General features: G+C 67.1%; 1 pseudogene. It reads left to right on the plus strand.

The annotated features are described in order from the left end of the window. Positions 1-1003, plus strand: a pseudogene (locus GSQ79_RS26185) (hypothetical protein); the annotation flags it as partial.

The raw sequence follows: 1003 nt of genomic DNA on the forward strand, positions 1-1003 counted from the left end.
CCACGGACCAGGTCTCGGGCCTGACCTCGGCGCAGGTCGGCACCCTCACGGCGACGACCTTGGGCAATCTCGGCACCACCAATCTGCAGGCTCTGAGCTCGACGCAGGTCAAAAGCCTGACCGCGACGGCGCTGGGTGGTTTGTCATCCGACAACCTGCAGGCTTTGACGACGACCCAGGTCGCCGGCATCTCCTCGACGCAGCTCGCAGGCCTGACCACGACCGCGCTCAACAACCTCTCCTCGACGGAAGTGCAGAGCCTCGGCTCGGCGCAGCTGAAGGGTCTCTCCGCCACGCAGCTCAACGGCCTCGCCTCGGCGACGCTGACCGCGCTGACCACCAGCCAGGTTTCGACCCTGACCTCGACGCAGGTCGCCGGTCTAAACGCGGCGGCGCTTGGCAAGCTCGGCACCGACAACCTGCAGGCTCTGACCTCGACCCAGGTCGGCAGCATCACCGCGACGGCACTGAGCGGCCTGAGCTCTGACACCCTGCAGGCGCTGACGACGACGCAGGTCGCCGGCATCACCTCGACGCAGATCGCCGGCCTGACGTCGACGACGCTGAACGCGCTGTCCTCGACGGATCTGACGAGCCTCAGCTCGGCGCAGCTGAAGGGGCTGACGGCCATCCAGCTGAACGGCCTGTCCTCGACGACGCTGAGCGAGCTGACCACGGTTCAGGTGGCGTCCCTCACCTCGACGCAGGTCGGCAGCCTCACCGCAACGACACTGGGCAACCTCGGCACCGACAACTTGCAGGCTCTGACCTCGACGCAGGTCGGCAGCCTCACGGCGACGGCCTTGGGTGGTCTCAGCTCCAACAACCTGCAGACCCTGACGACGACGCAGGTCGCCGGCATCACCTCGACGCAGCTTGCGGGCCTCACCACGGCAGCGCTCAACAACCTGTCTTCGACGGAAGTGCAGAGCCTCAGCACGACGCAGCTGAAGGGTCTGAGCGCGACGCAGCTCAACGGCCTCGGCTCGACGACGCTGAACGA

Source organism: Beijerinckia sp. L45 (assembly GCF_009765775.1).
GTDB lineage: Bacteria > Pseudomonadota > Alphaproteobacteria > Rhizobiales > Beijerinckiaceae > RH-AL1.